Origin of the sequence: Amycolatopsis thermalba (assembly GCF_023376025.1) — a bacterium.
In the GTDB taxonomy this organism is placed as follows: domain Bacteria; phylum Actinomycetota; class Actinomycetes; order Mycobacteriales; family Pseudonocardiaceae; genus Amycolatopsis_E; species Amycolatopsis_E thermalba.
In genome coordinates this window covers 1,996,692-2,022,521 of the sequence record NZ_CP091196.1, presented here as the reverse complement: position 1 = coordinate 2,022,521, position 25,830 = coordinate 1,996,692, and the positions used below count along the sequence as shown (strand labels likewise).

Sequence of the window (25,830 nt, the reverse complement as noted above, 5' to 3'; positions counted from 1 at the left end):
CGGTCAGGAGAAGCGGTCCCGCAGCTCGCGCTTGAGGATCTTGCCCGAGGCGTTGCGCGGCAGGTCCGGCACGAAGCGGACCGCCTTCGGGACCTTGAACGCGGACAACCGCTCGCGGACGTGGGCGATCAGCGCCTCCGGTGAGACGTCCTCCTTGGACACCACCACGGCGGTGATCGCCTCGATCCACTTCTCGTCCGGGACGCCGATCACCGCGGCTTCGGCGACCGCGGGGTGGGTGTAGAGCGCGTCCTCCACCTCGCGGGAGGCCACCAGCACGCCACCGGTGTTGATGACGTCCTTGATGCGGTCGACGACGTAGATGTAGCCCTGTTCGTCGATCCGCACCAGATCACCGGAGTGGAACCAGCCGTCCCGGAAGGCGTCCTCCGTTTCCTCGGGCTTGTCCCAGTACCCCTCGCACAGCTGGGGGCTGCGGTAGACGCATTCGCCGGACTCGCCGGGTGCCACGTCGTTGCCCTCGGCGTCGACCACGCGCAGCTCGACGAACAGCACCGGGCGCCCGGCCGAATCGGGGCGCCCGGCGTGGTCCTCGGGGCGCAGGATGGTCGCCAGCGGGCCGATCTCCGACTGCCCGAAGCAGTTGTAGAAACCCAGTTCCGGCATGGCCTGGCGGAGCCGGTCGAGCACCGGGCCGGGCATGATTGACGCGCCGTAGTACGCCTTGCGCAGCGCGCTGAGGTCCCGCGAACCGAAGTCCGGGTGGTTGGCCAGCGCGACCCACAGCGTGGGCGCGGCGAAGAACGCGCCGTGCCGGTCCTCGGCCAGGCGGCGCAGGATGTCGGTCGGGTCCGGGGTCTCCAGCAGCGTGTTCGTCGCGCCGACGGCCAGCCACGGCACGAGGAACACGTGCATCTGCGCGGAGTGGTAGAGCGGCATGACGTGCAGCGGGTCGTCGTCCGCGGTGAGGTCGAGGCCGGTGATGCACGACAGGTACTCGTGGACCAGCGCGCGGTGGGTCATCATCGCGCCCTTGGGGCGGGAGGTCGTGCCGGAGGTGTAGAGCAGCTGGGCGAGGTCGCCGTCGCCGACCTCGGCGTCCAGCTCGGGCACCTCGCCGGAGAGCGCGACGAGCGAGCCGTCCGCGTCGCGCAGGGGCACGACCCGGTCGAGCGCGGGCAGGTTGCCGGCGAGGGCGGGGTCGGCGAGCGCGACCCGGCTGCCGGACTGTTCGACCAGGTAGGCCAGCTCGTCGCCGGTGAGGTTGTAGTTGATCGGCACGTGCACGAGCCCGGCGCGGGCGCACGCGAGGAAGCCGATGAGGTAGGCGTCGGAGTTCTTGCCGTAGGCGGCGACCCGGTCGCCCTTGACGAGCCCGAGGCCGAGCAGGTGCGCGGCGGCGCGGGTGACGGCGGCGTCCAGGTCGGCGTAGGTCCACTGCCTGCCGGCGAACTTCAGCGCGACGCGGGCTGGCCAGCGGGCCGCGCTGCGGCGGAGGATGTCCGCGACGGTGCTGGAGCGGAGCGTGGTCAAGGGGACTCCTCCTTCGGCGCCGGTGCCATACTCGACGGTCGTGAGTGAGATCCACATTAGACGTGCTCGGCGCGCGGATGTCGAGGAGATCGTGGCGATGCTGGCCGACGACCACCTCGGCGCGCGGCGCGAGCAGCCCGGCGATCCGGGGTACCTGCGGGCGTTCGAGGCCATCGCGGCGGACCCGAACCAGCTGCTGGCGGTGGCGGAGCGGGACGGCGCCCTGGTCGGGACCTTGCAGCTCACGTTCATCCCGGGCCTGTCCCGCCGCGGCGCGACGCGGGCGCTGGTGGAGGCGGTGCGGGTGCGGGGCGACCAGCGGGGCAACGGTCTCGGGGCGACGCTGATGGAGTTCGCGGTCGAGGAGGCCCGGCGGCGCGGGTGCGCGATGGTGCAGCTCACCTCGGACGCCTCGCGGGTGAACGCGCACCGCTTCTACGAGCGGCTCGGGTTCGAGGCCAGCCACGTGGGGTTCAAGCTGATGCTCTGACACGGGGCCCGGTGGGTCACGCGGCGGCCGGTGGTTCCAGCCGCTGCCGCATGCCCCCGGCCGCCTTCGCGGCGGTGGTTTAGCCAGGCGCGGTTGCCCCCGGCCGCGGCAGCGGAGCGCGCGCCCACCGGCGGGCTCCGCCAGGCGGCGTCACGCGGCGGCAGGTGGCTCCAGTCATTGCGGCACGCGCCCACTGGCGGCTTCCGCCGCGGCAGCCCAACCGGGCACGGTCGCCCCGCGCGGCAGAGTGGCGCACACACCGGCTGCCTCCGCGGCGGCAGCCCACCAGGCGAGGTCACGCGGGCCCGGGTGGCTCCAGCGCTGCGGCACGCGCCTCACCGGCCGCCCTCGCCCCGGTGGTTTAGCCAGGCGCGGTTGCCCACGACCGCGGCAACAACGCGGGCGCGCCTACCAATCGCCTCCGTCGCGGCAGTCCACCGTGCGTGGTCACGCGGCGGCCGGGCGGCTCCAGCCGCTTCGGCACACGCCACCGACCGCCTCCACAGCTCTCCAGCCGGGCGGGGTCACACGGCGGCCGGTGGCTCCCACCTCCAGCACCAGAACGGCGCGCGCTCGTCGGCCACCTCCGCCACAGCCCTCCAGCCGGGCGCAGTCACGCGGCGGCCGGTGGCTCCCAGTTCCGCACCAGGTCCAGCAGTCCCGGGAACCGCGCCTCCAGGTCGGTCACCCGCACCTCGCTGCGCCGCTCCAGTCCGAACTGCCGCTGCGTCGTCACGCCGGCCTCGCGCAGCAGCTTGAAGTGGTGGCTCAGCGTCGACTTCGGGCGGTCGATCCCGAACCACCCGCAGGAACGCGGCACGCCCGGGGACTCCAGCAACAGCTTCCGCACCATCCCCAGCCGCAGCGGGTCGCTCAGCGCGGAGAGCACCGTTTCCAGGCGGATCTCCTCGCGGGCCGGCTGCGGCAGCGTCTCCTCGGTCACAATCCCGATCATAGCTCTTAGTTCGGCTATCTTCGAACAAGTACGAGAAAAGTCGAACTAGGAGCAGCACGTGATCCCGCAACGCGCCGTCTGGCTCGCCGCCTGGCCGGTCCTCGCCGTGTTCGTCCTGTCCAACGCCCCGACCCCGCTCTACGTGCTCTGGCAACGCGAACTCGGCTTCTCCGCCGGCGTCCTGACCGTCGTCTTCGCCTGCTACATCGCGGGCCTGCTCGGCGCGCTCCTGGTCGCGGGCGTGGTCTCGGACCGGATCGGGCGCAAACCCGTTCTCCTCCCGGCGCTCGCGCTGGGCATCGTCGCCTGCGTCCTCTTCGCCACCGCCACCTCGGTGCTCGCCCTGGCGATCGCGCGGTTCCTCGCCGGGCTCGCCGTCGGCGCCGCGGTCTCCGCCGGCATGGCCGCGGTCAACGACGTCGCCCCGGGCCGCGGCAAGACCGCGGCGCTGGCGTCCTCGACCGCGATGGTCCTCGGCGCGGGCCTCGGGCCGCTGCTGGCCGGCGTCGCGTCGGAAACCCTGCCCGGGCCGACGGTCACGATCTTCCTCGCCGAGATCGTCCTGCTCGCCTCGGCCGCGGTCGTCGTCGCGCGGCTGCCGCTGCCCCGCCCGCGCAGCGCCACCCGCGCCTGGATCCGGATCCCGGACGTCCACCCGGACGGCCGCGGCGCCGTCCTGCGCGGCATCGCCGTGTTCGCACCCGGCATCACGGCGACCTCGTTCGTGCTGTCCCTCGGCCCGTCCGTGCTGAGCGAACTGCTGGGCAGCACCGACCGGATCGTCGCCGGAGCGCTCGCGTTCGTCATGTTCCTCGGCGCGACGGGCATCCAGTTCGCCGTGCGCGGGCTGCCCGCCCGGACCATCCTGATCGCCGGCGCCGCCTCGACCACGGCGAGCATGGCCGCCCTGATCGCCGCGCTGCCGACCTCGTCGCTCGCGCTGCTGGCGGCCGCCGCGGTGCTCGCCGGAACCGGTCAGGGCATGGGCCAGTTCGGCGGCCTCACGCTGGTCAACGCCAGCGTCCCGGCCAACCGGCTCGCCGAGGCCACCGCCGCGCAGAACGTCGGCGGCTACGTGCCCGCCGCGGTCCTCCCGCTCGCCGCGGGGTTCCTCAGCGACGCCACCGGCCTGGCCACCGGCGCCACCGCGTTCGGTGCCGTCGTGATCGCCGCCGCGGTGGCGGGCGGCCTCGTCGCCGGGCGAGGCCGCCCCACCCGTCAGGAAGCGGCTTCCACCGGGCTGCGGAACTGCGCCGAGTACAGCCGGTAGTAGGCCCCGCCCGCGGCGAGCAGCGCCTCGTGCGTGCCCTGCTCCACGATCCGCCCCGACTCCATCACCAGGATGAGGTCGGCGTCGCGGATCGTGGACAGGCGGTGCGCGATCACGAACGAGGTGCGGTCGGTCCGCAGCGCCGCCATCGCCTGCTGCAGCAACGCCTCGGTGCGGGTGTCGACCGAGCTGGTGGCCTCGTCGAGGATCAGCAGCGACGGATCGGCGAGGAACGCCCGCGCGATCGTCACCAGCTGCTTCTCCCCCGCGCTGAGGTTGGTGCCCTCGTCGTCGATCACCGTGTCGTAGCCGTCGGGCAGGCTGCGCACGAACCGGTCGACGAACGTGGCCCGCGCGGCGGCCTCGACCTCCTCGGCGGTCGCCGACGGCCTGCCGTAGGCGATGTTGTCCCGGATGGTGCCGTTGAACAGCCAGGTGTCCTGCAGCACCATCCCGGTCTGGCCGCGCAGCTCGTCGCGGGTCATCTCGGTGATGTCCACGCCGTCGAGGGTGATCCGCCCGGCGTCCAGCTCGTAGAACCGCATGATCAGGTTCACCAGCGTGGTCTTGCCCGCCCCGGTCGGCCCGACGATCGCCACCGTCTGCCCCGGCTCGGCCACCAGCGACAGGTCCTCGATCAGCCGCCGCTCCGGGTCGTAGGAGAAGCCGACGTGCTCGAACTCCACCCGGCCCCGGCGCTGCTCCGGCAGCTTCGGCGACGCGGTGTCCGGCTCCTGCTCCGCCGCGTCCAGCAGCTCGAAGACCCGCTCGGCCGAGGCGACCCCGGACTGCAGCAGGTTCGCCATCGACGCGGCCTGCGTCAACGGCTGCGTGAACTGGCGCGAGTACTGCAGGAACGCCTGCACGTCGCCGAGCGTCATCGTGCCCGTCGCGACGCGCAGACCACCGACGACGGCCAGCACCACGTAGCTGAGGTTCGACAGGAACATCATCGCCGGCATGATGATCCCGGAGATGAACTGCGCGCCCATCCCGGCGCGGTAGAGGTCGTCGTTGCGGCGCCCGAACTCCCGCTCGACCTCGCGGCGGCGGCCGAACACCGTCACCAGCTCGTGCCCGCTGAACGCCTCCTCGATGTGCGCGTTGAGCGCGCCGGTGTGCTTCCACTGCGCCACGAACAGCTTCTGCGAGCGCTTCCCGATCGCCCTGGTCAGCACGATCGAGGCCGGGACCACCAGCAACGCGATCACCGCCAGCAGCGGCGACACCACGAACATCATCACCAGCACGCCGATCAGCGACAGCAGCGACGTGAGCAGCTGGCTCAGGGTCTGTTGCAGCGTCAGGGCGATGTTGTCGATGTCGTTGGTGACGCGGGACAGCAGCTCACCGCGCGGCTGCCCGTCGAAGTACCGCAACGGCAGCCGGTGCAGCTTCGCCTCGACGTCCTCACGCAGCCGGTACACCACGCGCTGCACGGCCCCGTTGAGCAGGTACCCCTGCAGCCACCCGAAGACCGACGCGGCCACATACAGCACCAGCACCCACGCCAGCACCCGGCCGAGCGCGATGAAGTCGATGCCGGCGCCCGGCACCACGTCCATCCGGGCGAGCATGTCGGCGAGGTTGGTGTTGCCCTCCGCCCGCGCCGCCGCGACGGCCTGCTCGGTGGTGGTGCCCTCGGGCAGGCGGCTGGAGATGAACCCGCCGAAGATGATGTCCGTGGCGTGGCCCAGGATCTTCGGCCCCACCACGGTGAACGCGACGCTCGCGACCCCGAGGACGACCACGAACGCGAGCGTGAGCCGTTCCGGGCGCAACCGGCCCATCAGCCGCCGGGCGGCGTCGCCGAAGCTCTTCGGCTTCTGCACGGGCCCGGCTGGCGCGCCGGGGAAACCTGGTCTGGTCACGCCGCTTCCTCCGCGGTGAGCTGGGACTGCACGATTTCGAGGTAGGTGGGGCAGTCGCGCACCAGCTCGGCGTGCGTGCCGAGACCGGCGATCTCCCCGTTCTCCAGCACGACGATCTGGTCGGCGTCGGCGATCGTGGAAACCCGTTGCGCCACCACGAGAACCGCGGCGTCGGCGGTGTGCGGGGCCAGCGCCGCGCGCAGCCGGGCGTCGGTCGCCAGGTCCAGCGCCGAGAACGAGTCGTCGAACAGGTAGACCTCCGGCTTGCGCACCAGTGCCCGCGCGATCGCGAGCCGCTGCCGCTGGCCGCCGGAGACGTTCGTGCCGCCCTGCGCGATCGGCGCGTCCAGGCCGCCGGGCATCTCCGACACGAACTCCCGCGCCTGCGCGATCTCCAGCGCCTGCCACAGTTCTTCGTCGGTGGCGTCCGGTTTGCCGTAGCGCAGGTTGCTCGCCACGGTGCCGGTGAACAGGTACGGCCGCTGCGGCACCAGCCCGATGCGGCCCCACAGCACGTCCGGGTCGAGTTCCCGGACGTCGACGCCGTCGACCAGCACCCGCCCCGCCGTGGCGTCGAAGAGCCGCGGCACCAGCGACAGCAGCGTGGTCTTGCCGGCGCCGGTGCTGCCGATGATCGCGGTGGTCTTCCCGGCCTCCGCGCGGAACGCGATGTTCCGCAGCACCGGGGCGTCCGCGCCCGGGTACCGGAACTCCACCCCCTGGAACTCGACGGCGCCGTGCTCGGTCACCTCCCGCACCGGCCGCAGCGGCGGCCGCACCGACGAGTCGGTGTCCAGCACCTCCGCGATGCGCTCGGCGCACACGGACGCGCGCGGGATCATCGTCGCGATGAAGGTCGCCATGGTGACCGACATCAGGATCTGGATCAGGTAGTTCAGGAACGCCGTCAGGGCACCGATCTGCATCTCGCCGCTCGCCACGCGGTGCGCGCCGAACCACAGCACGGCGACGCTGGAGGCGTTCATCACCAGCATGACCGTGGGGAAGATCAGCGCCTGCAGGCGGCCGACGCGCAGCGCGGTGACGGTCAGCTCGTCGTTGGCGACGGCGAAGCGCCGCACCTCGTCGCGCTCGCGGACGAACGCCCGCACCACGCGGATGCCGGACAGCTGTTCCCGCAGCACGCGGTTGACCTGGTCGATGCGGGTCTGCATGAGCCGGAACTGCGGCACCATGCGCGACACGATGAGCCCGATCGCGGCGAGCAGCACCGGGATCGCGACCAGCAGCAGCCAGGACAACCCCACGTCCTGTTCGAGCGCGAGCACGATGCCGCCGACGCACATGATCGGCGCCATGATCAGGATCGTGCAGCCCATCACCACGATCATCTGCACCTGCTGCACGTCGTTGGTGGTGCGGGTGATCAGCGAGGGTGCCCCGAACTGCGCCACTTCGCGCGCGGAGAAGCCGCCCACGCGGTGGAAGACGGCGGCCCGCACGTCGCGCCCGAACCCGGCCGCGCTGCGCGCCCCGAAGTACACCGCGCCGATGGCGCAGGCGATCTGCAGCAGCGTCACGGCCAGCATCCAGCCGCCGGTGGAGAAGATGTAGCCGGTGTCCCCCGTGGCCACGCCGCGATCGATGATGTCGGCGTTGAGGCTCGGCAGGTAGAGCGAAGCGATGGTGCCCACGAGCTGCAGCACCACCACCGCGGCGAGCGCTCGCCAGTACGGACGCAGGAATGTCCGCAATATCCGGTTAAGCACGATTCCCCCTAGGAACGGTCGATAACCACTGAGTAGGCTACCGCCGTAAGAAACGCAACGTATTTTGGAGAGCCGGGTGCCGGAGCCGAAGTCGAGGCGTCACGGCGCGGAACTGGAGTCCGCGATCCTGGACGCGGCCTGGGCCGAACTCGTCGAGGTCGGCTACGCCAAACTCACCATGGAGGGCGTCGCGGCCCGCGCGGGCACCAGCAAGCCGGTCGTCTACCGGCGCTGGCCCGGGCGTCCCGAGCTGGTCCTCGCGGCCTGGCGCCGTCGCGTGCCGGACGGCGGCGACCTGCCCGACACCGGCGCGCTCCGGTCGGACCTGCTGGCACTGTTGCATCGGTTCGTGCATCGATTCCAGGACACCCCGCGCGACGTTCTCGCCGGACTGATGAGCGAAACGTTCCGCGACCCCGAAGTGTTCGCCTTGCTGCTCAAGCAGATCGCCGCCACCAGGCAGTGGCCCGCCGTCGAGACCGTCGTGCGGAAAGCCGTGGAGCGCGGGGAGATCCCGCCCGTGCAGATCACGCCGCGCGTCGCGCGCGTCCCCCTCGACCTCATCCGCGCCGAGGCCATCTTCCACCACCGGGAAATCGACGAGAAAACGATTACCGAGATCGTCGACGACGTTCTTCTGCCCCTGTTGCGGGGATTGGCGCACACGGAATCGCCCGGGGAGGAATGACCGGCCCTCCGGCGGGGTATCAATCCGCTGACACGATCGACGAGAAGTGTGGAGGCGGTGTCGGAAGTATGAGCACCGCTGGACGGGTCCTCATCCGGCAACGGGACGTCGCCGGGTGCACGGTCGTCGACCTCACCGGGCGGCTGAACACCCACAGCTACGGGGAACTCCGGGACAGCCTGATCAAGCTGACGCTGGACCAGCCGCGGGCGCTGATCGCGCAGGTCGACGACCTGGACGTGACCACCGAGCCCGCGCTGACCGTGTTTTCGGCGGTCCGGATGCGCACCGACCAGTGGCCCGCCGTGCCGGTGCTGCTCGTCGCGAACGATCCGCACCGGCACCGGTTGCTCTCCGGCAGCGCCATCCGCCGCTTCGTCCCCGTCTACCCACGCCTCGAGGCGGCGATCGAGGCGGTGGCCGAACCGCCGCTGCGGCGACGGCGGGCGGCCGTGTTCCTCCCGCTCCCGAGCAGTTCGCACGGCGCCCGGCTGTTCGTCCAGGAGACCTGTCGCAAGTGGAACGTCCGGCACCGGCTGGAGGACGCGCTCGGGGTGGCCACCGAACTGGTCGAGAACGCGATCACGCACGCGGGCACCGCGCTGGAGGTGCGGCTGGAGCTGCGCAGCGGCTACCTGACCATCGCCGTCCGCGACGAGGACCCGCGCCCGGCCGTCCTGCGGCAGCGGCCCAGCGGCCGGCTCCAGGGCTACGGCCTGCAGGTCATCTCGGCGCTGTCCCGGACCTGGGGCTGCTCCCCGGCGCGGGACGGCGGCAAGATCGTCTGGGCGGTGCTCAGTGTCGGCCCCCGGCGCCTCGCCCCGTTCCCGACCTGACTTCCGGCAGCACGCAACCGACGCGGGGAGTGAGCAGGCGGCCACGCCCTGTTCCGGCCGGTCAGCGGATCACGAACCCAGCGCCTCGCACACCGTTTCGTAGCGGGGCAGGACCGCGGTCACGCCGGTGAGGCCGAGGACGCGGGCGGGCTGACTGCTCCGCGGAGCGACCACCCGCAGCTCCCGGTCCCGCACGTCGAGCATCGCCTGCACCCCGGCGGCGCTGAGGAACGCGACCCGGGTCAGGTCGAGCACGACCGGGCCGGGTCGCCCGGCGAGCGCCTCGGCGAGCCGGGGCGCGGTGCAGAGGTCGATCTCGCCGCTCGCACGCACCACGCACGCCCCGGAGCGGTACTCGACGGCGAGGTCCAGCAGCCGCTCGGTGAGCGGGGTGCGCGGCACGTCGGACACCAGGTTCGCCCCCTCGGCAACGTGGTCGTGTCTCCGGCCGGAACCGGACCACGATGCTAGCGCCGCGCGGCTAAACCGCACAGCCACCGAGTTCACCGGATCGGGCGTTACCCGTCGGTTGCCGCGATCTTCGCGCTGCCCAGCACGACGTCGCCCGCGGCGTCCGGCCGGTAGAGCACGACGACCTGCCCGGGGGCGACGCCGGTGAGAGGTTCGCGCAGCTGGATCCGCACCTGGTCGCCGTCGACCTCGGCGACGGCCTCGCCGAGACCGCCGTGCGCGCGGACCTGGACCACGCACTCCGTCGGGCCGTCCAGCGGCCGCCCCGGCCAGACCGGGCGGTCGGCGCGGATCTCGCGGACGGTCAGCGCGTCCGCCGAGCCGACCTTGACCGTGCCGGACACCGGCTCCAGCGCCAGCACGTAGCGCGGCTTGCCGTCCAGCACCGAGCGGTCGATGCCCAGGCCCTTGCGCTGGCCGATGGTGAAGCCGTGCACGCCGGTGTGGCGGCCGAGGACCGCCCCGGTCTCGGCGTCCACCAGGTCACCCGGCCGCTGGCCGAGGCGCTTCTCCAGGAACTTCTTGGTGTCGCCGTCGGGGATGAAGCAGATGTCGTGGCTGTCCGGCTTGCGCGCCACGGCGAGCCCGCGCCGTTCGGCCTCCGCGCGGATGTCCGGCTTGCGGGTGTCGCCGACCGGGAACATCGAGTGGCGCAGCTGCTCGGGCGTCAGCGAGGCCAGCACGTAGGACTGGTCCTTGTCCGGGTCCACCGCGCGGCGCAGCTCCGGCACACCGTCCACAACGGACAGCCGGGCGTAGTGGCCGGTGGCGACGGCGTCGAACCCGAGCGCGATCGCCTTCTCCAGCAGGGCCTCGAACTTGATCTTCTCGTTGCACGTGACGCACGGGTTGGGCGTGCGGCCGGCGGCGTACTCGCCGACGAAGGTCTCGATGACCTCCTCGGTGAACCGCTCGGCGAAGTCCCAGACGTAGAACGGGATGCCGAGGATGTCCGCGGCGCGGCGCGCGTCGTGCGAGTCCTCGATCGTGCAGCACCCGCGCGACCCGGTGCGCAGCGTGCCGGGCTTGGCCGACAGCGCCAGGTGCACGCCGACCACGTCGTGCCCGGCCTCCACCGCGCGGGCCGCCGCCACGGCCGAGTCCACTCCCCCGCTCATCGCGGCCAGTACCCGCATCACACCTCCTGCTTGTTCTTGCGCAGCCCGGACAGCCCGGCCTGCCGCGCCCGCGCGACCACGGCGCCGATCTCCCGCGCCACCGCCTCGACATCGTCCGGTGTGGACGTGTGCCCGAGCGAGAACCGCAGCGAACCGCGGGCCGACGCGGCGTCGGCGCCCATCGCCAGCAGCACGTGGCTGGGCTGCGCGACACCCGCGGTGCACGCCGAGCCGGTCGAGCACTCGATGCCCTTGGCGTCCAGCAGCATCAGCAGGCTGTCGCCCGCGCAGCCGGGGAACGTGAAGTGCGCGATGCCCGGCAGCCTGCCCTCGCCGCCGGGCATGCCGTTGAGGATCACGTCGGGCACCTCGCGCCGGACCGCCTCGATCAGCGCGTCCCGCAGGCCGCCGACCCGCTCGGCGTAGCGCGGCTGCTCGCGCACCGCCTCCTCGACGGCCGTGGCGAACGCGCGGATGGCCGGCACGTCGAGCGTGCCGGAGCGGACGTCGCGTTCCTGGCCACCGCCGTGCAGCAGCGGCACGCATTCGGTGTCGCGCGAGAGCAGGAGCGCGCCGACGCCGTACGGGCCGCCGAGCTTGTGCCCGGTGAGGGTCAGCGCGGCCACGCCGCTGTCGGCGAAGTGGACCGGGACCGCGCCGACGGCCTGCACGGCGTCGGTGTGCAGCGGGATGTCGTGCTCGGCGCAGATCTCGGCCAGCTCCGGCATCGGGTTGACCGTGCCGACCTCGTTGTTCGCCCACATGACGGTGACCAGCGCCACGTCGTCCGGGTCGGCCTCGATGGCCTTGCGCAGCGTCTCCGGCAGCACGCGGCCGTGCTCGTCCACGTCCAGCCAGGTCACCTCGGCCTGCGCGTGGTCGGCCAGCCACTGCACCGCGTCGAGCACGGCGTGGTGCTCGACCGCGCTCGCCAGGACGCGGCGGCGGGCCGGGTCGGCGCCGTGGCGGGCCCAGAAGATGCCCTTCACCGCGAGGTTGTCACTCTCCGTGCCGCCCGCGGTGAAGATGACCTCGGACGGACGAGCGCCCAGCGCCTCGCCGATGACCTCCCGCGCCTCCTCGACGGCCCGCCGCGCGCGGCGGCCGGAGGAATGCAGCGAGCTGGCGTTGCCCACCGTGGACAGCGCCTCGCTCATCGCCGCAATGGCGGACGGCGACATCGGGGTGGTCGCCGCGTGGTCGAGATAGGTCATCGCACTACCAGGGTAGACCGTGCGGTATCACCCGCGCGTGGGCCACCGGCGGGTGATGACGACGCCCACCACGGCGAGCGCGGCGAGGGTGAGCGCGAGCACACCCAGGGCCGGAGCGGGCTCGTGGGCCGAGGCGAGCAGGCCGAGCAGGACCCCGCCGAAGCCGACGGTCAGCGCCGAGGTGACCCAGTCGCCGAGCTGCATCGCGGAGGTGTTGAACCCGCGCTCGTGCTCGGGCGAGAAGCGCAGCAACAGCAGCGAGATCGACGGGTAGGCGACGCCCATGCCGGCCCCGCCGATCAGGCACGCGACGAACGCGAGCCAGCCGGGGAACCACGGCTGCGCGACGAACCCGAACAGCAGCACGCTGACGGCGACCATGGCGAACCCGGCGCGCAGCAGCTTCTCGCGGGACCAGTCCGGGTGGCGGCCCTGCACGGCCGAGGCGGCCGACCAGGTGAGCGCGGTGGCGGTCAGCGGGAGCCCGGCCAGCGCCGGGCTGTAGCCGTGGACGGTGGCCATGGCCAGCGGCAGGTAGGCCTCCATCCCGGCGAAGGCGCCGCCGAGCAGGGCGCGGGAGGCGACCACGGTGGGCAGGCCGGGCCGCGCGGTGACCGTGCCGGGCGGGACGAGGCGGCGGACCGCCAGGGCGAGCGCGAGGAGCCCGGCGGCGCCGTAGCCGAGCGCGGCCGGGCTGGGATGCTGGGCGGCCCAGGTCAGCGCGGCGACCCCGACGGCGGCGGCGAGGGCGACGACGATCCCGGCCCGGCGCTGCCGTTCGCCGGCGACGTGGGTGAGCCGGCGGGCGACCGGGATCAGCATGAGGAGACCGACCACGGCCAGCGGCGCGAGGCCGAGGAACACCCAGCGCCAGCCGAGGTGCTCGGTGACCAGGCCGGCGACGGTCGGCCCGATCACGGCGGGCAGCACCCAGGCGGCGGCGTTGGCCGCGTACATCATCGGCCGTTCGCGGTCGGTGTAGACGAGCGCGATCAGCAGTGAGACGGCGACCAGGACGGTGCCCGAGCCCAGCCCCTGGAGGACCCGGCCGGCGAGCAGGAGCGCCATGTCGGTGGCGGTCCCGGCGACGATCAGGCCGGCGAGGAAGAGGGCGGGCCCGGCGAGCATCGGCAGCGCCGGGCCGCGGCGGTCGCAGAACCGCCCGGACAGCACGGTCGCGACGACGCTGGCGATCAGGAATGCGGTGAACGGCCACGAGTAGAGCCGCTGCCCGTCCAGGTCGCCGACCATGGTGGGCATCGCGGTGGCGACACCCATGTTCTCGAACGCGATCAGGGTGACGACCAGCAGGCTGGCCACGGTGGTCGTCCGGTGCTCGGCCGTCCACAACACACCACGCGACCGGGCTTCGACGATCATGGCGCCAGCCTGACACCTCCAGCACGGTGGAGGTCAAGACAAGCCCAGCACGGTGGAGGTCAAGACAAGCCACAAAACCGCCACCCGGCAACGCAAGCCCCTACCCCCCGAACCACTCCCCTTCCCGCACCCGATCCCCAGCCCACATCGGTTGCCGAGCAGTCGGGTCAAGGCACGCTTTCCCGCCTTGACGCGACTTCTCGGCAACCGAACACTGAAAGATCGGGTTCGGGAGGGCACCAATCCGGGCGTAGCGAAGCGAAGCCGGCGCAGTTCAGATACGCGCGTAGCGCCTCGCGACCACAACCCGCCGCTGCACAACATTCCCCAGAGCCGCCTGCACCGAAGCCTCCGCCAGCCCGGCCAGCTCCCGCCGATCCGCGGCCCGCCCGGGCGCGATCTCCCCGCACACCGTCACTTCCAGCACCAGGCCGCGCAGCGCCGCGACCCGCTTCAGCGAGTCGATCAGCGATTCCGGTCCGATGAACGCCGGCTGGGTCGTCTCGCGGCCGTCGGCCATCCGGTAGCGCAGCGCGAGCGGCCGCACCGGGACCCCGGCGTCGATCGCGGCCTGGAAGGTCGCCGGTCGGAACCGGCCGGACGCCAGCCCGCACCACGTGGTGCCCTCGGGTGTGACGTTGACCAGCGAACCCCCGCGCAGCGCCGCGGCCAGGCCGTCGATCGTGCCCGGCAGGGTGGACAGCCGTTCCCGGTCCAGGAAGATGCTGCCGCCACGCGCGACGAGCGTGCCCAGCACCGGCCAGCCCGCGATCTCCTTCTTCGCCAGCGCGCGCATCGGCCGGACCGCGTTGACCGCCACGATGTCCAGCCACGAGATGTGGTTGTTCACCACCAGCGCACCGCGGCCACCGCCGTCCAGCGGCTCACCCCGGACCACCAGCCGCACCCCGAACGCCCGCAGCACACCGCGGAACACCCGGCGCGCCAACGGTTCCCGCAACCGCGGCACGAACAGCGCCGGCAGGGCGGCGAAGGCCAGCAGCACCACGGCGGCAGCAGCGGTGAACCGCAGCGCGCGCCGCGCTGCGCCGACCGTCGGGGCGCCCGGCGTCAGGCACCCGTTCCCGCACGGCGAAGCCGGCATCCAGGGGTGGCTCATGCCTGGTGCCCGAGGAAGAACTTCAGGTAGCGCTCGTCCATCCGCTGCAGGTCGAGCAGGGTGAAGAAGTCGGCGACGCCGAAGTCCGGGTCGTGCGCAGGCGGGCCGCAGACCTTGGCGCCGAGCCGCGTGTAGCCCTTGATCAGCGGCGGCAGCACCGACCGCGTCGGCCGCGCGATACCGGCGTCCGGCCAGGGGTTGAGCGGCCAGACGCGCTGCGACTCGGGCGCGTAGTGCTTGGCGCGCAGCACGTCCCACACGCCCGCGGCGTAGGAACCGCCGTCGGTGAGCGGCACCGAGGCGCAGCCGCCGAGGTAGCGGTGGCCGGACAGCAGCATGTACCGCCCGATGCCGGCCCACACCAGGCTCACCACGGCGCCGGAGCGGTGGTCGGGGTGCACGCACGAGCGGCCGGTCTCGACCAGCGAACCCCGCAGCCCGGCGAGGTTGGACAGGTCGAACTCGGTCTCGGCGTACAGGCCGCCGGCCCGTTCGGCGCGTCCCGGCGGGAGCATCCGGTAGGTGCCGACGATCTCGCCGGTGTTGTCGTCGCGCACCACGAGGTGGTCGCAGAACTCGTCGAACTCGTCGGCGTCCAGGCCGGGCGCGGAGTGCAGCCGGGCACCCATCTCCTCGGCGAAGACCTGGTAGCGGAGTCGTTGGGCGGCAACGACTTCCTCGTTGTCGTAGGCGACGAGGAGGGAGTACCGGGCAGCGCCCTCGGGCAGCTGGCCGTCCTGGCTGTCGGTGCTGACGAGCAACTGGGACCGCGTCATGTGTGTAGGTGTACCGGCGGGAAGGAAACCGCCAGGAGGTTCATCGCGTGACCACCTCGTGCACGTTGGATGAACCACGGGTTCTCAGGGTTCTCTCAGGAAGCCGGGCGTGACGAGGCTCAAGTCTTGAGATCCACTCGATCGGGGTATGGCCCCACGGAACGTGGTGCCGAACGGAAGTGAGAGGGATGTCCGGCAGCTGGATGCGGATCGTGGTGGCGCTCGGTGTGGCGGCGTTGGTGTTCGGCCTGTTCCTGGCGGTCGAGTACGTGCTGCGGCGGGTTCTGCGACGGCTCGGGCAGCGCGCGACCCTGCTGGGTGAGCTGGCCGAGTACATCCACCGGCCGCTGCGCTGGTTCGGCGCGATGGTCGTCCTGCGCATCACCGTGCTCGTCGCGTTGCCCACCGGATCGTGGCGCGCCGTCACGTCGCACCTGCTGACGCTGGCGCTGATCGGGACCGGGGCGTGGCTGCTCGCGGGCGTGCTGACCGCGATCGAGCAGACGATGCTCACCCGCTGGCGCGTCGACGTGGCCGACAACCGGCACGCGCGGCGCATGCAGACGCAGATCCGGCTGGTGCGGCGGGTGATCGTGGCGGCGGTCGCGGTGCTCGCGCTGGGCGCGATGCTGATGACGTTCCCCGGGCTGCGCACGGCGGGCACCAGCCTGCTCGCCTCGGCCGGGGTCATCGGCGCGATCGCCGCTCTGGCCGCGCAGTCGTTGCTGGGCAACGTGTTCGCCGGCCTGCAGATCGCGTTCAGCGACGCCATCCGGCTGGACGACGTGGTGATCGTGGAGAACGAGTGGGGCCGGGTGGAGGACATCACGCTGACCTACCTGGTGGTGCACCTGTGGGACGACCGGCGGCTGGTCATCCCGACCGCGCAGTTCATGTCGCAGCCGTTCGAGAACTGGACCCGCCGCGACGCCGCGCTGCTCGGGACGGTCGAGCTGGACGTGGACTGGACGATGCCGGTCGACGAGATGCGTGACGAGCTGCGGCGGATCCTGGAGTCGACCGACCTGTGGGACGGCCGGGTGAGCGTGCTGCAGGTGACCGACGCGACGCACACCCTGGTGCGGGTGCGGGCACTGGTGAGCGCGGTGGACGCGCCGACGCTGTGGGACCTGCGCTGCCTGGTGCGGGAACGGCTGGTGCACTGGGTGCGCGGCAAGCACCCCTACGCGGTGCCGCGGCTGCGCGCCGAGCAGGTGCCGAGCACGCCCGCGCGCCCCGTCGAGGAACCCACGCCGGACCACGACGCCCGCGTCTTCGGCGACAGCGTGGACGGCCTGGTGCGCGAGCACGCGTTCAACGGCCCGCGAAAGACCTGACACGACGAAGGGCCACCGCCGGAAACCCGGCGGTGGCCCCTGCCTCGGGCGAGCGTCAGCTCTTGCGCTTGGTGACCTCTTCGGTCAGCTGCGGCGCGACGTTGAACAGGTCGCCCACCACACCGAAGTCCGCGATCTCGAAGATCGGCGCCTCGGGGTCCTTGTTGACCGCGACGATCGTCTTCGAGGTCTGCATGCCGGCCCGGTGCTGGATGGCCCCGGAGATGCCCAGCGCGACGTACAGCTGCGGCGAGACCGTCTTACCGGTCTGCCCCACCTGGAACTGCGCCGGGTAGTAGCCGGAGTCGACCGCGGCACGCGAAGCGCCGACAGCCGCGCCGAGCGAGTCGGCCAGCTTCTCCACGACCTCGAACTTCTCGGCCGACCCGACACCGCGCCCACCGGACACCACGATCGTGGCCTCGGTCAGCTCGGGGCGGTCACCACCGACGACCGGCTCCACGCCGGTGATCTTCGCGGACTTGGCGGCGTCCACCGCGGGCAGCTCGACGGCCTCCTCGGCCGCCGCGCCCTCGGCCTGCGACGCCTCGACCGCACCCGGGCGCACCGAGATGATCGGCAGGCCCTGCGCCTTGGACTTCACCGAGTACGCGCCACCGAAGATGGACTGCTCCACGGTGCCGTCGGAGTTCACGCCCACGGCGTCGTAGATCAGGCCGCCGCCGACGCGGATCGCCAGGCGGCCGGAGACCTCCTTGCCCTCGGCGGACGCGGTGACGATCACCGCCGCCGGGGAGGTCTGCTCGACCAGCTTGGCCAGCGCGTCGACCTTCGGGGTCACCAGGTAGTTCGCGGCGTCCTCGGACTCGGCCACGTACACCTTCTGGGCACCGTAGGCGCCCAGCTGCTCCTTGAACTTGCCGGCGGTGCCCGGGGCACCGACGACGACGGCCGACGGCTCGCCCAGCTCGCGGGCGGCGGTCAGCGCTTCGAACGTGGTCTTCTTGAGCTCGCCGTTCAGGTGGTCGACGAGAACCAGAACTTCAGCCATTGCTCCGTTGCTCCTGCCTCAGATGATCTTCTGGCCGACCAGGTACTCGGCGATCTTGCTGCCGCCGTCACCCTCGTCCTCGACGCGCTCACCCGCGGTGCGCGGGGGCTTCGGGGCCGCTTCGACCACAGTGGACAGCGCGCTGCCGAGGCCGACCGCACCCGCGTCGACGCCGAGGTCGGCGATCGTCAGGGTCTCCACCGGCTTCTTCTTCGCGGCCATGATGCCCTTGAAGGACGGGTACCGCGGCTCGTTGATCTTCTCGGTGACGCTCACCAGCGCGGGCAGGTTCGCCTCGAGGTGGGTCAGGCCGTCGTCGGTCTCCCGGTCGGCCTTGACGGTGCCGCCCTCGACGGTCAGCGACCGCACCTGGGTCAGCTGCGGCAGGCCGAGCAGCTCGGCGAGCATCGCGGGCACGGCGCCGGCGCGGCCGTCGGAGGCCTCGTTGCCGGCGATGACCAGGTCGTAGCCCTCGACCTTGCCGACGGCGGCGGCGAGCACCTTGGCGGTGGCCACGGCGTCGGAGCCGTGCAGGGCCTCGTCCGAGACGTGGATGGCCTTGTCCGCGCCCATCGACAGGGCCTTGCGGATGGCGTCGGTCGCGCGGTCCGGGCCCACCGAGATCACGGTGACCTCGCCCTCGCCGGCTTCCTTGATCTTCAGCGCTTCTTCGACCGCCTTCTCGTTGATCTCGTCGAGAACGGCGTCGGCGGACTCGCGGTCGAGCGTGTGGTCACCGTCGGAGAGCTTGCGCTCCGAGTAGGTGTCCGGCACCTGCTTGACCAGGACAACAATGTTCGTCATTGGTCCCCTTCGACCTCCCTGAACCAGCCTTTACTGGTCGGTAGCGTAGGGAGATTCGGCCGCCGACGCGCCCCGAGGTGACGGCATTCACCCGGAATCCCGATTTATCGGGACGATCGTTCAGCTTTATCTCCGATACGCCCAGGCTACTCCAAGTGGCGGCTTGCGCGGACGGGTTACCCCGATCGAGCTTTCGGTCTAACCTCACTTCCCGTGCCCAACCACGTCGCCGTAGTCACCGACTCGACCGCTTCGTTGCCCGAGCAGCTCCGGAAACAGTGGGACATCACCGTCATCCAGCTCCAGCTGCGGGTCGGGGACCAGGTCGACGAGGAGAACCGGTTCGACCGGGGCGAGCTGACCCAGGCGCTGAGGTCCGGGCAGCGGGTCAGCACCAACCCGCCCGATCCGGGCGCCTTCTTCTGGGCCTACCAGGACGCCGCCGCCTCCGGCGCGAGCGCGATCGTCAGCCTGCACATCTCCCAGCGCATGTCGGCCACGCTGCTGGCCGCGCGCGAGGCCGCGCAGCAGGTCCAGATCCCGGTGTACCCGGTGGACAGCGGCACGACCGGCATGAGCCTCGGCTTCGCGGTGCTGTCCGCGGCACGGGCGGCCGCGGCGGGCGGACGGGTCGAGCGGGTGATCGAGGCGGCGCAGCGCAGGTTCTCCACCAGCAGCGAACTGCTCTACGTGGACACGCTGGAGTACCTGCGCCGGGGCGGGCGGATCGGCGGCGCGGCCGCGCTGCTGGGCACCGCGCTGTCGATCAAGCCGTTGCTCACGGTCCGTGACGGCGAAGTGGCCCCGCTCGCGCGAGCCGCCGGCAGCAGGCGCGCGCTGGCCAAGCTCGTCGACCTGGCTGCCGAGCGGGCCGGCAGCCTGCCCACCGACCTGGCGATCTCCTGCTTCCGCCCCACCGAACGCGAGCTGATGCTGGTGCAGCAGCTGCGCGACCGGATCCCCCACGTCACGGAGCTGAGCATCGTCGAGGCCAGCACGGTGATCGGCGCACACGTCGGGCCGGGTGCGCTGAGCATCACGGTCTCCCCGGCTTAGCGCAGGAACCACCGGGGTACTCCGTCCGTTGACCGGGTGACGAAACCGGCATACCGCCCTGGAGGACGGAATGGCTTCGCTGTTCAACAAGATCGCCCGATTCGCGAAATCCCCGCAGGGCAAGCGCGCCATCCGGCAGGCCCAGCAGTTCGCCAACGACCCCCGCCGCCGCGCTCAGGCCAGGTCGGCCATCGCCCGGCTCAAGGCACGCGTGAGCGGGCACGGTCGCCGTCCGTACTGACCCGTTCCGGCAGCAGCACGACCGCCAGCGCCAGCAGGGCCAGGCCGGGCAACGAGACCGCGTTGAGCACCTGGTCCAGCGGCGGGAACACGTGCAGGTGCATCAGGTGGTAGATCGCGTGCGGCACCGAGAACACCAGCCACGCGACGCCGGCCAGGCGCGCGGCGGTCGTGGTCCGGACGACGATCGCCCCGACGGCGAGCGCGCCCAGCGCCAGGAACATCGAGCCCACGTCGCGGACCAGGTGCTCGTTGTAGGGGCCGTCCAGCGAGACCCAGCTGGGCCGGATTCCCGGGAAGTCGCCGTAGAAGCTCTCCGGCAGGACCGCCGCCCAGAAGCCCACCACGAGGCCGGTGAGGGCGAGCAGCGTCAGTATCGCGAGTCGCATGCCATGCGGACTACACGGCCGACCGGAACGTGACAGCCCCCGAGTTGTTGGATCGTTTCCCCCGGAACCGCAACGGAGTACTTCACTCACCCGATAGGGTTACGCCTCAGCTCGCACTGTTGCTACTGAGGGGAGCCGTCACCGTGCACACGGCTACGAGCATCCGGGATGACCAGCACGTCCAGCCGGACCTCCGCCGCTTCGCCTCGGGCCCCTTCGACAGCAGACCCCTGGCCACCGCCGCCGAGGGCGACCTCGACGTGCGCCTGTTCCGCACCACGTACCTCCCGTCGTTCGTGGCGAGCGAGGCCCTGGAGGAAAATTCCCGACCGGTCGCCAAGGACCTCGCCTGGCTGCGGCTGACCACGCCCGGCGGCGTCCCGACCGCGCTCGGCGTGCTGACGATCGGGCGCGACCCGAGCGCGCACGTGCCCGGCGCCTACGTCCAGTTCGTCCGCTACCAGGGCCTCGACCCCGACGCTCCGGTCGCGGACCAGCAGGAACTGCGCGGCAACCTGGTGGAGACGGCGGTGCGGCTGAGCGCGCTGCTCAGCGGCCACCTGCGGACGCGGCTCACCGACGGCGACGGCTTCCGCGAGGAGCAGCTGCCCGACTACCCGCTGGAGGCGCTGCGGGAGACGTGCATGAACGCGGTCATGCACCGCGACTACGAGACCTCCCACGCGCCGGTGCGGATCACCTGGTTCGACGACCGCATCGAGGTGACCAACCCGGGCGGCCCGTACGGCCAGGTCCGGCCGGACAACTTCGACCGCGTGCACGACTACCGCAACCCGAACCTGGCCCGCGCGATGAAGGCGCTGGGCTACGTCAACCGGTTCGGCCGCGGGATCTTCCGGATCCGCTCGGCCATGGCGAAGGCGGGCAATCCGGTGCCCGAGTTCCGCGTCGACTCCTCGTCGTGGTCGGTCGTGCTGCGGAAGTGGCCCTGAACCACCCAGTAGTGTCGCCGGGGTGAGTACGTCGCGCGCCGAAGCACTGCACCTGACCGGGGAACGCACGGTCCCGGGCATCGCCGAGGAGAACTACTGGTTCCGGCGGCACGAAGCGGCTTATCACGCGCTGCTGCCGTGGTGCGCGGACGCCGTGGTGCTGGAGGCCGGCTGCGGTGAGGGTTACGGCGCCGGGCTGATCGCCTCGGCTGCGAAGTCGGTGCTCGCGCTCGACTACGACCAGCCGACGACCGAGCACGTCGCGCGGAGTTATCCCCAGGTGTGGACGGCCCGGGGAAACCTGGTCCACCTGCCGCTGCGGGACGGCGCGATCGACGTGGTCGCGAACTTCCAGGTCATCGAGCACCTGTGGGACCAGGACGCGTTCCTGGCGGAATGCCGTCGCGTGCTGCGGCCGGGCGGGCGGCTGCTGGTGACCACGCCGAACCGGCTCACGTTCACCCCGGACAGCGACACGCCGCTGAACCCGTTCCACACCAGGGAACTCGCGGCGGACGAGCTGGATTCGCTGTTGCGGGAGGCGGGTTTCCACGTGGAGCTGCTGCACGGCCTGCACCACGGGCCGGGGGTGCGCGCGCTGGACGCCCGCTACGGCGGGTCGATCATCGACGCGCAGCTGGAGGTCGTGATGGGACACCTGCCCGGGCAGGCGCCGTGGCCGCCGGAGCTGCTGGCCGACATCGCGGCGATCCGCGCCGCGGACTTCGAGATCCACGGCGAACGGGTGGACGCGAGCCTGGACCTGGTCGCGGTGGCGGTGCGGCCGTGACCGGCGAGGGGACGTTCTGCCTGGTGCTGCACAGCCATCTGCCGTGGCTGCCGCACCACGGGTCGTGGCCGGTCGGCGAGGAGTGGCTGTACCAGGCGTGGGCGCACTCGTACCTGCCGGTGGTGGACCTGCTGCGGCGGTTCGCGGCCGAGGGCAGGCGGGACGTGCTGACGCTCGGCGTGACGCCGGTGCTCGCGGCCCAGCTGGACGATCCGTACGCGCTGCGGGCGTTCCACGAGTGGCTCGGGCACTGGCAGTTGCGGACCGTGCAGGCCGGGACGCTGTGGCGGGACGACCCGTTGCTGCGGGAGCTGGCCGCGGTGGAGTACCGCACGGCGACGCGGTCGCTGGAGGACTTCGAAACCCGGTGGCGGCACGGGTTTTCCCCGGTGCTGCGGTCCCTTGTGGACTCCGAGGTGATCGAGCTGCTCGGTGGCCCGTACGCGCATCCCTTCCAGCCGTTGCTCCAGCCGCGGGTGCGGTCGTTCATGTTGCGCGGTGGCCTGGCGGACACGGCGGTGCGGATCGGGCACCGTCCGGCGGGGATCTGGGCGCCGGAGTGCGGTTACGCGCCGGGCATGGAGGAGGATTACGCGGCGGCCGGCGTGCGGCGGTTCCTGGTCGACGGTCCGTCGCTGCACGGGGACACGGCGTTCGCGCGGCCGGTGGGTTCGTCGGACGTGCTGTGCTTCGGGCGGGATCTGGAGGTCACCTACCGGGTGTGGTCGCCGCGGGCGGGCTATCCGGGTCACGCGAACTACCGGGATTTCCACACGTGGGCGCACGAGGTGGGGCTGAAGCCGTCGCGGGTGACGGGCAAGCAGGTGGAGCCGGCGGACAAGGCGCCGTACGACCCGGCGCTGGCGGCGGACACGCTGCGGACGCACGTGAAGGATTTCGTGGAGACGGTGGTCTCGCGGCTGCGTGCGTTGCGGGCGCAGCACGGCCGCGAGGCGCTGGTGGTGGCGGCTTACGACACGGAGTTGTTCGGCCACTGGTGGCACGAGGGCCCGGCGTGGCTGGAAGGCGTGTTGCGGGCGCTGCCGGAGGCGGGCGTGCGGGTGACGACGCTGCGGGGCGCGGTTTCGGCCGGCCTGGTCGGTTCGCCGGTGGAGTTGCCCGCGTCGTCGTGGGGTTCGGGCAAGGACTGGCGCGTCTGGGACGGCGAGCAGGTGGCGGACATGGTGGCGGACAACGCGGCGTTGCAGGAGCGGCTGCTGGCCGTGCCGCGTTCCGGCGCTCGCGACCGAGTGGCGGACTGGGCGGTCGGCGAGGCGATGATGGCCCTGTCGAGCGACTGGGCGTTCATGGTGACGAAGGATTCGGCGGCGGACTACGCCCGCCGGCGGGCCGCCGTGCACACCGCGCGCTTCGACGAGCTGGCGAGCTGGATCGGCCGGGGCCCCCTCCCGGCGGACCTGGAGCGCCGAGCCCGCCAGGACAACCCATTCGGCCAGCTGGACGCGCGGCAGCTCTGACGCGGGGCAGCAGCTCGCGCTGACGCCCCGCGGTCAGCCCCCCACCGACCCGACTCGGCCGCACACTCCGAACACCAGCCGGCCCCACGGCAACTCCGCCCGGGCGGCACTCCCCGCAGCCGCACCCAGCACCCCGCGCCCATTCCCACCACCCAGCTCCGCCGCCCGTCCGGGCGCTCGCGCACCACGGGCACCGCAGGTCACCAGCGGCGTTACCCCCGACCAACCCACCTTCGGCCCCCCGTGCTCCAAGCCGGCGCAGTGCGCGCCCACCTCACCCCATCCCCCCAGCCCCGCACCTTGTGATCGAGATCACTCCCGAACATACGGGGTCTTCGGGCGGTTCAGTTCTTAGTTGACCAGTGAGTAACCTCCTGTCATGCGCGTGCTGATGCTGTCCTGGGAGTACCCGCCCGTCGTGGTCGGCGGGCTGGCCCGTCACGTGCACGCGCTGGCCCGGCATCTCGTCCGGGACGGGCACGAGGTCGTGGTCCTCTCGCGGCATCCGGCCGGCACCGACGCGCACACGCACCCCACGACGGATCTGGTGGTCGAAGGCGTGCGCATCATCCGCGTCGCCGAGGATCCGATGCACGTGACGTTCGAGCGGGACCTCGTGGCGTGGACCCTGGCGATGGGCCACGGCATGGTGCGCGCGGGGCTCGAGCTGGCGCGGTCGTGGCAGCCGGACGTCGTGCACGCCCACGACTGGCTCGTGGCGCACCCGGCGATCAGCCTGGCGGGCGCGCTCCGGCGGCCCCTGGTCGGGACGATCCACGCGACCGAGGCCGGCCGGCACTCGGGGTGGCTGTCGCAGCCGTTGAACCAGCAGGTGCACTCCGTGGAGTGGTGGCTGGCGAACCGGTCGGACGCGCTGATCACGTGCTCGCAGGCGATGCGCGCCGAGGTCGCGAAGCTGTTCGAGGTGTCGGCGGAGGACATCACGGTCATCCACAACGGCATCGAGGAACGCGGCTGGCAGGTCGCGGCGGACGAGGTCGCACGGGCGCGGGAGAAGTACGCGCCGGGTGGTGAGCCGCTGCTGTTGTTCTTCGGGCGTCTGGAGTGGGAGAAGGGCGTCCAGGACCTGGTGTCGGCGCTGCCGAAGATCCGGCGCGCGCATCGCGGGACGCGGCTGGTGGTCGCCGGGCGGGGGCGGCACCTGGACGAGCTGGTCAAGCAGGTGCGGCGGATGCGGATGCAGCACGCGGTCGAGTTCGCCGGGCACCTGCGGGACCGCGAGTTGCGGGCGGTGCTGGCGGCGGCGGACGCGGTCGTGCTGCCGAGCCGGTACGAGCCGTTCGGGATCGTCGCCCTGGAAGCGGCGGCCGCGCGCGCGCCACTGGTGGCTTCGACGGCCGGTGGGCTGGGCGAGGTCGTCGTCGACGGGGTCACCGGACTGTCGTTCGCGCCCGGGGACGTGGCCGCACTGACGGCGGCGGTGAACTCGGTGCTGCGGGACCGCGAGGCCGCGGAGAGCCGCGCGCGGACGGCGCAGGCCCGCCTCGCCGACGACTTCGACTGGGCCCGCATCGCGGCGACGACCGCGGAGGTCTACCGCAAGGCGCGCATCCGCGACCACGGCGAGCTGGGACGCCCGAAGATCCCGACGGGTAACGTGCTGAACCCCGAGCCGCCGACCGTGGCCGCGAAGCCCGCCACTCGCCAGCGCGCCGCACGCGGAACTGCCGCCGGCACAAGGAAGTCCGCCCGCTGAGCGGTTCGTGGGCGCAAGGCCGCCCGCGGCCGTTCGGCAACTGGGTCGGTGAACCACTCGCCGAGAGGCGGCGTTGCGCGGGCAGGCCACCGCACGTACGAAGTGGACGGCCGGTTCGCACACGGCCGCGCCGATCGAGTCCGGGCGGTCAGAACACCGGGAGCGGCTGGCCGCGCTCGGCTTCTGAGCGGGGGCCGAAGTTGCGGCGCTCGGATTCGGTGATCGGGGTGTCGTTGATGCTCGCCTCGCGGCGGCGCATCAGGCCGTTCTCCGTGAATTCCCAGAGTTCGTTGCCGTAGCTGCGCCACCACTGGCCACCGGCGTCGCGGCATTCGTACTGGAAGCGCACGGCGATCCGGTTGCCGCGAAAGCCCCACAGTTCCTTGCGCAGCGCGTAGTCCAGTTCGCGATCCCACTTCCGGCGCAGGAACTCGACGATCGCGTCGCGGCCGATGACGTGCTGGTCGCGGTTTCGCCAGACCGAGTCCGGGGTGTAGGCCGGCGCGACCTTTTCCGGGTCCCTGGTGTTCCAGGCGTCCTCGGCGGCCTGGACCTTCTGGGCGGCAGTGGTCTCGTCGAAGGGCGGGAACGGCGGGCGGTCGGACACGGGGGCTCCTCCACGTTCGGAGAACGAGCGTTCT

General features: G+C 72.1%; 25 protein-coding genes. 11 read left to right on the top strand and 14 right to left on the bottom strand.

Annotation, left to right across the window (positions count from 1 at the left end; genetic code table 11):
* Nucleotides 1–3 precede the first annotated feature (3 nt).
* Entirely contained in the window at nt 4–1,494 is a 1,491-nt protein-coding gene (locus L1857_RS09970; RefSeq protein ID WP_116115188.1) for an acyl-CoA synthetase, read from the bottom strand.
* 49 nt (nt 1,495–1,543) lie between these two features.
* Here L1857_RS09970 and L1857_RS09965 point away from each other — a divergent pair, with 49 nt between their 5' ends.
* Entirely contained in the window at nt 1,544–1,984 is a 441-nt protein-coding gene (locus L1857_RS09965; RefSeq protein WP_369806813.1) for a GNAT family N-acetyltransferase, read from the top strand.
* 613 nt (nt 1,985–2,597) lie between these two features.
* Here L1857_RS09965 and L1857_RS09960 read toward each other — a convergent pair.
* Entirely contained in the window at nt 2,598–2,927 is a 330-nt protein-coding gene (locus tag L1857_RS09960; RefSeq protein ID WP_116115204.1) for an ArsR/SmtB family transcription factor, read from the bottom strand.
* A 70-nt stretch (nt 2,928–2,997) separates the two neighbouring features.
* Here L1857_RS09960 and L1857_RS09955 point away from each other — a divergent pair, with 70 nt between their 5' ends.
* Entirely contained in the window at nt 2,998–4,209 is a 1,212-nt protein-coding gene (locus L1857_RS09955; RefSeq protein ID WP_249464893.1) for an MFS transporter, read from the top strand.
* Here L1857_RS09955 and L1857_RS09950 read toward each other — a convergent pair.
* Both L1857_RS09950 and L1857_RS09945 read right to left on the bottom strand, forming a co-directional pair.
* On the bottom strand, nt 4,158–5,999 hold the full coding sequence (locus L1857_RS09950; RefSeq protein ID WP_240323456.1) for an ABC transporter ATP-binding protein: 1,842 nt from the start codon (nt 5,997–5,999) through the stop codon (nt 4,158–4,160). The two genes, L1857_RS09955 and L1857_RS09950, sit on opposite strands and share 52 nt — an antisense overlap.
* 77 nt (nt 6,000–6,076) lie before the next feature.
* Nucleotides 6,077–7,810 (bottom strand): ABC transporter ATP-binding protein, encoded by a 1,734-nt coding sequence (locus L1857_RS09945; RefSeq protein ID WP_249464891.1) that lies wholly within the window; start codon nt 7,808–7,810, stop codon nt 6,077–6,079.
* Nucleotides 7,811–7,886: 76 nt separating this feature from the next.
* On the opposite strand from L1857_RS09945, the gene L1857_RS09940 reads away from it, so the two are divergent.
* Both L1857_RS09940 and L1857_RS09935 read left to right on the top strand, forming a co-directional pair.
* On the top strand, nt 7,887–8,498 hold the full coding sequence (locus tag L1857_RS09940; RefSeq protein WP_116115196.1) for a TetR/AcrR family transcriptional regulator: 612 nt from the start codon (nt 7,887–7,889) through the stop codon (nt 8,496–8,498).
* A gap of 68 nt (nt 8,499–8,566) precedes the next feature.
* A complete protein-coding gene (locus tag L1857_RS09935) occupies nt 8,567–9,334 on the top strand; it encodes an ATP-binding protein (protein WP_116115198.1) in 768 nt (255 codons plus the stop codon).
* Between the two features lie 69 nt (nt 9,335–9,403).
* Here the strand turns inward: L1857_RS09935 and L1857_RS09930 are convergent, their stop codons facing one another.
* From L1857_RS09930 to L1857_RS09905, 6 genes are all read right to left on the bottom strand, one after another.
* Complete coding sequence (locus L1857_RS09930; protein ID WP_094007433.1) at nt 9,404–9,745, bottom strand: STAS domain-containing protein; 342 nt, start codon at nt 9,743–9,745, stop codon at nt 9,404–9,406.
* Nucleotides 9,746–9,852: 107 nt separating this feature from the next.
* Entirely contained in the window at nt 9,853–10,941 is a 1,089-nt protein-coding gene (mnmA, locus tag L1857_RS09925; protein ID WP_094007434.1) for a tRNA 2-thiouridine(34) synthase MnmA, read from the bottom strand.
* Nucleotides 10,941–12,137, bottom strand: coding sequence for a cysteine desulfurase family protein (locus L1857_RS09920; RefSeq protein ID WP_116115200.1), 1,197 nt, complete (start codon nt 12,135–12,137; stop codon nt 10,941–10,943). Before L1857_RS09920 ends, mnmA begins: the two co-directional genes overlap by 1 nt.
* A 27-nt stretch (nt 12,138–12,164) precedes the next feature.
* On the bottom strand, nt 12,165–13,517 hold the full coding sequence (locus L1857_RS09915; RefSeq protein ID WP_116115202.1) for an MFS transporter: 1,353 nt from the start codon (nt 13,515–13,517) through the stop codon (nt 12,165–12,167).
* 274 nt (nt 13,518–13,791) lie between these two features.
* Complete coding sequence (locus tag L1857_RS09910; RefSeq protein WP_116115232.1) at nt 13,792–14,637, bottom strand: lysophospholipid acyltransferase family protein; 846 nt, start codon at nt 14,635–14,637, stop codon at nt 13,792–13,794.
* Nucleotides 14,634–15,413, bottom strand: a complete 780-nt coding sequence (locus L1857_RS09905) for a GNAT family N-acetyltransferase (protein WP_116115231.1) — start codon at nt 15,411–15,413, stop codon at nt 14,634–14,636. The genes L1857_RS09910 and L1857_RS09905 overlap by 4 nt, the downstream gene beginning before the upstream one ends.
* 188 nt (nt 15,414–15,601) lie before the next feature.
* On the opposite strand from L1857_RS09905, the gene L1857_RS09900 reads away from it, so the two are divergent.
* Complete coding sequence (locus tag L1857_RS09900) at nt 15,602–16,750, top strand: mechanosensitive ion channel family protein (RefSeq protein ID WP_116115229.1); 1,149 nt, start codon at nt 15,602–15,604, stop codon at nt 16,748–16,750.
* Nucleotides 16,751–16,805: 55 nt separating this feature from the next.
* Here L1857_RS09900 and L1857_RS09895 read toward each other — a convergent pair whose 3' ends face one another.
* Both L1857_RS09895 and L1857_RS09890 read right to left on the bottom strand, forming a co-directional pair.
* Nucleotides 16,806–17,762, bottom strand: a complete 957-nt coding sequence (locus tag L1857_RS09895) for an electron transfer flavoprotein subunit alpha/FixB family protein (protein ID WP_094007440.1) — start codon at nt 17,760–17,762, stop codon at nt 16,806–16,808.
* 18 nt (nt 17,763–17,780) lie between these two features.
* Entirely contained in the window at nt 17,781–18,566 is a 786-nt protein-coding gene (locus tag L1857_RS09890) for an electron transfer flavoprotein subunit beta/FixA family protein (protein WP_094007441.1), read from the bottom strand.
* Between the two features lie 213 nt (nt 18,567–18,779).
* On the opposite strand from L1857_RS09890, the gene L1857_RS09885 reads away from it, so the two are divergent.
* Nucleotides 18,780–19,622, top strand: a complete 843-nt coding sequence (locus L1857_RS09885) for a DegV family protein (protein ID WP_116115227.1) — start codon at nt 18,780–18,782, stop codon at nt 19,620–19,622.
* A 70-nt stretch (nt 19,623–19,692) separates the two neighbouring features.
* Nucleotides 19,693–19,863 carry a hypothetical protein gene (locus L1857_RS09880; protein ID WP_167481608.1) on the top strand — a complete coding sequence of 57 codons (171 nt, stop codon included), beginning with the start codon at nt 19,693–19,695 and terminating at the stop codon, nt 19,861–19,863.
* On the opposite strand, the gene L1857_RS09875 is transcribed toward L1857_RS09880, so the two are convergent.
* Nucleotides 19,823–20,251, bottom strand: a complete 429-nt coding sequence (locus L1857_RS09875) for a hypothetical protein (protein ID WP_094007443.1) — start codon at nt 20,249–20,251, stop codon at nt 19,823–19,825. The genes L1857_RS09880 and L1857_RS09875 overlap by 41 nt on opposite strands.
* A gap of 143 nt (nt 20,252–20,394) precedes the next feature.
* Here L1857_RS09875 and L1857_RS09870 point away from each other — a divergent pair, with 143 nt between their 5' ends.
* From L1857_RS09870 to L1857_RS09855, 4 genes are all read left to right on the top strand, one after another.
* Nucleotides 20,395–21,204 (top strand): ATP-binding protein, encoded by an 810-nt coding sequence (locus L1857_RS09870; protein ID WP_116115225.1) that lies wholly within the window; start codon nt 20,395–20,397, stop codon nt 21,202–21,204.
* Nucleotides 21,205–21,226: 22 nt separating this feature from the next.
* A complete protein-coding gene (locus L1857_RS09865; RefSeq protein ID WP_094007445.1) occupies nt 21,227–21,994 on the top strand; it encodes a class I SAM-dependent methyltransferase in 768 nt (255 codons plus the stop codon).
* A complete protein-coding gene (locus tag L1857_RS09860; RefSeq protein WP_116115223.1) occupies nt 21,991–23,472 on the top strand; it encodes a 1,4-alpha-glucan branching protein domain-containing protein in 1,482 nt (493 codons plus the stop codon). Before L1857_RS09865 ends, L1857_RS09860 begins: the two co-directional genes overlap by 4 nt.
* A gap of 379 nt (nt 23,473–23,851) precedes the next feature.
* Nucleotides 23,852–25,189 carry a glycosyltransferase family 4 protein gene (locus L1857_RS09855; RefSeq protein WP_240323457.1) on the top strand — a complete coding sequence of 446 codons (1,338 nt, stop codon included), beginning with the start codon at nt 23,852–23,854 and terminating at the stop codon, nt 25,187–25,189.
* A 148-nt stretch (nt 25,190–25,337) separates the two neighbouring features.
* Here L1857_RS09855 and L1857_RS09850 read toward each other — a convergent pair whose 3' ends face one another.
* A complete protein-coding gene (locus L1857_RS09850) occupies nt 25,338–25,796 on the bottom strand; it encodes a nuclear transport factor 2 family protein (protein ID WP_116115221.1) in 459 nt (152 codons plus the stop codon).
* Nucleotides 25,797–25,830: the final 34 nt, after the last annotated feature.